General features: G+C 74.4%; 1 protein-coding gene. It reads left to right on the top strand.

Annotated features, from left to right (window positions below):
* Positions 1-5473 (top strand): amino acid adenylation domain-containing protein (locus AC069R_RS33975; RefSeq protein WP_478770548.1); only part of this gene is annotated, 5473 nt, incomplete at both ends.

Consider the following 5473-nt stretch of genomic DNA (forward strand, 5'->3'; position numbering starts at 1 on the left):
ATCGGCAAGGCACTCGACAACCACCGCCTCTACGTCCTCGACACCGCCCTGCGCCTGGTCCCGCCGGGCACCCCCGGCGAGCTGTACATCGCGGGCGCGGGGCTGGCCCTGGGCTATCTCGACCGCCCGTCCCTGACCGCCGACCGCTTCGTGGCGGACCCCTACGGGCCGGCGGGCTCCCGGATGTACCGCTCGGGCGACCTGGTCCGCTGGAACAAGCAGGGCTCGCTCGACTACCTCGGCCGCGCCGACCAGCAGGTCAAGCTGCGCGGCTTCCGCATCGAACCGGAGGAGATCGAGGCGGTGCTGGCGGCCCACGAGGGCGTCGCCCAGGCCGTCGTCACCGTCCGCGAGGACCGGCCCGGCGACAAGCGGCTCGTCGCCTACCTGGTGGCGGGCGAGTCCGGTCTCGACCTCGACGCGCTGCGCCGGCGGGCCGGTTCGGCGCTGCCCGAGTACATGGTCCCGTCGGTCTTCGTGCCGCTGGACGCGATCCCGCTGACCGGCAACGGCAAGGTGGACCGCAAGGCGCTGCCCGCACCCTCCGCCGACCAGGACGCGGCCGGCGGCCGGGCACCGCGCACCCCCGCCGAGGAGGTGCTGTGCGGGCTGTTCGCGGAGATCCTCGGACTGCCGGACGCCGGCATCGACGACCACTTCTTCCACCGCGGCGGCCACTCCCTGCTCGCCACCCGGCTCATCAGCCGCATCCGGGCGGCCTTCGGCGTGGGCATCACCGTCAAGGACCTGTTCCAGGGGCCGACCCCGGCCGCGCTGGCGGAGCTGGTGGAGCTGCGCGGCGGGGAGGACGTACGGCGGCCGGTGCTGCGCGAGGTCGCGCGGCCGGAGCGGGTGCCGCTGTCCTTCGGGCAGCGCAGGCTGTGGTTCCTGGACCAGTTGGAGGGGCCGTCGGCGACGTACAACATCCCGCTCGCGCTGCGGCTCACCGGGCCGGTGGACATCGAGGCGCTGCGGCTCGCGCTGACCGACACCGTCGGGCGCCACGAGAGCCTGCGGACGCTGTTCTCGGCGGCGGACGGGGAGGCCGGGCAGGTCGTGCTGCCGGCCGGGGAGATCCGCCTGGACCTGCCGGTCGTCCCGGCCGAGGAACACACCCTGGACGCGCTGCTCGCCGCGGCGGCGGCCCGCACCTTCGACCTGGCCGCCGAACTCCCGCTGCGGGCCGGCGTGTTCCGGACCGGTGCGCAGGACCACGTGCTGCTCGTGGTCATGCACCACATCGTCTCCGACGGCTGGTCCACCGCGCCCTTCCTGCGCGATGTGGCGAGCGCCTACACCGCCCGCGTCGAGGGCCGGGCGCCCGAGTGGGAGCGGCTGCCGGTCCAGTACGCCGACTACACCCTCTGGCAGGAGGAGCTGCTCGCGGCGGACGGGGAGCGGCAGGCCGAGTTCTGGCGGCAGACGCTGGGCGAGCTGCCCGAGGAGGCCACCCTGCCGACCGACCGGCCGCGGCCGGCGACCGCGAGCTTCCGGGGCCGTACGCACCATGTCCAGTGCCCGCCCGCGCTGCACGAGGCGCTGACCCGGCTGGCGCGGGAGACCGGGACGACCCTGTTCATGGTGGCGCAGGCCGCGGTGGCGACCGCGCTGGCCCGCTCTGGCGCCGGCCCGGACATCCCGATCGGGGCACCGATCGCGGGCCGCACCGACCAGCGCCTCGACGACCTGGTGGGCTTCTTCGTCAACAGCCTGGTACTGCGCACCGATGTGGACGGGGACCCCTCCTTCCGGGAACTGCTCGACCGGGTCCGGGAGACCGACCTGGCCGCGTGGGCCCATCAGGACCTGCCCTTCGACCGGCTCGTGGAGATCCTCAACCCCGAGCGCAGCACCGCCCGCCACCCGCTGTTCCAGGTGGCCCTCACCCTCCAGGACGCGGCCAAGCCGGTCCTCGAACTGCCGGGCGTGCACACCGAGTCGGGCTTCACCCCACTGGAGATCGCCAAGTTCGACCTGACCTTCTCCTTCCACGAGCACCGCACGCCCGACGGCCGTCCCGGCGGCCTGGACCTGGCCATCGAGTACGCGACGGACCTGTACGACGCCCGGACCGTCGAGGGGCTCGCGGACCGCTTGCTGCGGCTGCTGGGGGCGGCCGTCGCGACGCCGGAACTGCCCATCGGGCAACTGGAGTTCACCGGGCCCGAGGAGCGGGCGCGGCTGCTGGAGCTGGGCGCGGGCCCGGTCACCGACGGCGCCTTCCCGGACGCGGGCCTCGCGGAGCTGTTCGCCGCGCAGGCGGCCCGCACGCCGGACGCGATCGCCGTGGCGTCCGGCGAGCGCTCCCTCACCTATGCCGAACTCGACGCCGAGGCCGGACGGTTCGCGCAGCGCCTCGGCGGTCTCGGCGTCGGCCCCGAGTCCGTCGTCGCGCTGATGATGGAGCGCTCGGCCGACCTGCTGGTCGCCATGCTCGCGGTGGTGAAGGCGGGCGGCGCCTACGCACCCCTCAACCCGGCCGACCCGGACACCCGCCACGCCCAGATCCTCGGCGAGCTGGACGCGCCGGTCCTGATCACCGACCGGGCGCTGGCCGACCACCCGCTGGTCACCACGGCGCAGGCGCGGGGCCTCGTCGTCGACCGCAAGGACCTCGACGGCGGCCCCGCCACGCGGCCGGCCGGCCCCACCCACCCCGACCAGTGGCTGTACGTCATGTTCACCTCGGGCTCGACCGGCGTGCCGAAGGGGGTCGCCGTCACCCACCGCAACGTCGCCGACCTGGCCCGCCAGCGGATGTACGCGGGCGACGGCGGCCGGCGGGTCCTCTTCCACTCCCCGCACACCTTCGACGCCTCCACCTACGAGATCTGGGTGCCGTGGCTGACCGGCGGCACGGTCGTCGTGGCCCCCCGCGGCCACCTGGAGACCGACACGCTGGGCGACCTGCTCGCCCGGTACTCGATCACGAGCCTGTGGCTGACCGCGGGCCTGTTCCGGGTGATGGCCGAGGAGGTGCCGGAGGCCTTCGCCGGGGTCCGGGAGGTGTGGGCGGGCGGCGACGTCGTACCGCCGGAGGCGGTGCGCCGGATCCAGGAGCACTGCCCGGACACGACCGTCGTCAACGGCTACGGGCCGACCGAGACCACCACCTTCGCCGCCACCCACCGCGTCCGCCGCCCCTACGACTATCCGGGCACGATCCCGATCGGCGAGGCCCTGGACAACCACCGGCTCTACGTACTGGACCCCGCGCTCCAGCCGGTTCCCGCGGGTGCGCCCGGCGAGCTGTACATCGCCGGGGCCGGTCTGGCGCGCGGCTACGTGGGCCGCCCGTCACTCACCGCCGAGCGGTTCGTGGCCGACCCGTACGGCGGGCCGGGCTCCCGGATGTACCGCACCGGCGACCTGGTGCGCTGGAACCACGAGGGCTCCCTGGAGTACCTGGGCCGCGCCGACCAGCAGATCAAGCTGCGCGGCTTCCGCATCGAACTGGGCGAGATCGAGGGCGCGCTGACCGCGCACCCGGCCGTCGTCCAGGCCACGGTGATCGTCCGCGAGGACCGGCCGGGGGACAAGCGGCTCGTGGCGTACCTGGTGGCCGCCGGGGACGGCGTGGACCTGGGCGAGCTGCGCCGGCACACCGCGGCGGCGCTCCCGGAGTACATGGTCCCCTCGGCCTTCGTGCTCCTCGACGCGATCCCGCTCACCGCCAACGGCAAGATCGACCGGCGGGCGCTGCCCGCCCCGCAGATCATCCACGACGTCATCGGGCGCGCCCCGCGCAATCCGCAGGAGGAGGTCCTGTGCGGCCTGTTCGCAGCGGTCCTCGGGCTGCCGTCGGCCACCATCGACGACCACTTCTTCCACCGGGGCGGCCACTCGCTGCTCGCCACCCGCCTCATCAGCCGGATCCGGGCGGCCTTCGGCGTGCAGCTCGGCGTCAAGGACCTGTTCCGGCACGCGACCGTGGTCGCGCTGTCCGAGCGGATCACCGAGCGCATCGCCGAGAGCAGCGGCGAGCTGCCGCGGGCCGCGCCGACCCGTGCGGCGCAGCGCCCCGAGCATGTCCCGCTGTCCTCCGCGCAGCAGCGGCTGTGGTTCCTGGACCAGCTGGAGGGCCCCTCGGCGACGTACAACATCCCGATGGCGCTGCGGCTCACCGGTTCCCTGGACGTCGGGGCGCTGCGGGACGCCCTCACCGACCTGGTCACCCGCCACGAGAGCCTGCGCACGGTCTTCCCGGTCCACGACGGCAAGGCCTACCAGTCGGTGCGTCCGCCGGAGCCGGTGGACCTGCCGGTCCTCCCGGTCACCCCGGACACGCTCGCCGCCCGGCTGGCCGAACTCTCCGGCACCGCCTTCGACCTGGCCTCCCGCGGCCCGCTGCGGGCCGCGCTCCTCCGGCTGGGCGAGGACGAGCACGTGCTGCTCCTGGTGATCCACCACATCGCCTCCGACGGCTGGTCCAACGCGCCCCTCTTCCGCGACCTGTCCACCGCCTACACGGCCCGCACCGAGGACCGGGCGCCCGCCTGGGAGCCGCTGCCCGTCCAGTACGCCGACTACGCGCTGTGGCAGCAGCGGCTCATGGCGGACGACGAGGAACGCCAACTGGGCTTCTGGCGCGAGGCGCTGGCCGGTCTGCCGGAGGAGGCGACCCTCCCGGCCGACCGCCCGCGTCCGGCGACCGCCTCCAACCGGGGCAGCACCCACACGGTCCACGGGGGCGCCGATCTGCACACGGCGCTCACCGCACTGGCCCAGGACACCGGGACGACCCTGTTCATGGTGGCCCAGGCCGCCGTGTCGGCCCTGCTGGCGCGCTCCGGGGCCGGGGACGACATCCCCCTCGGCTCCCCGGTCGCCGGCCGCACCGACCAGCAGCTGGACGACCTCGTCGGCTTCTTCGTCAACACCCTGGTGCTGCGCACCGACTTGAGCGGCGAGCCGAGCTTCCGGGAGCTGCTGCACCGCGTCCGGGAGACCGACCTGGCCGCCTGGAACCATCAGGACCTGCCCTTCGACCGGCTGGTCGAGATCCTCAACCCGGAGCGCACCCCGGCCCGGCACCCCCTGTTCCAGGTCATGCTGACCCTCGGTGACACGACGGCCGAGGCGCCCGGACTGCCGGGCCTGGAGACGGCGTACGAGTTCTCCGAGGTGGAGATCGCCAAGTTCGACCTCACCTTCGGCTTCGCGGAGCGCCGGACGGCGGACGGGGCGCCGGACGGGCTGGACATCACCGTGGAGTACGCGACGGACCTGTACGACGCCGACACCGTCGCGGCGACCGCGGACCGTCTCGTACGCCTGCTCCAGGCCGCCGCCGAGAGCCCCGATCTCCCCTTCACCGAGCTGGAGTCGCTGTCCGGCGGCGAGCGGGAGCTGCTGCTCGGGCGCCGGGCGGGCCTGCTCACCGGGAGCGCGGACGCCGCCCTCGGCGAGCTGTTCGCCGCGCAGGCCGCCCGCACCCCGGACGCGGTGGCCGTCGTGCACGGGGACGAGAAGC

It is taken from the genome of Streptomyces sp. NPDC043952 (genome assembly GCF_056435325.1).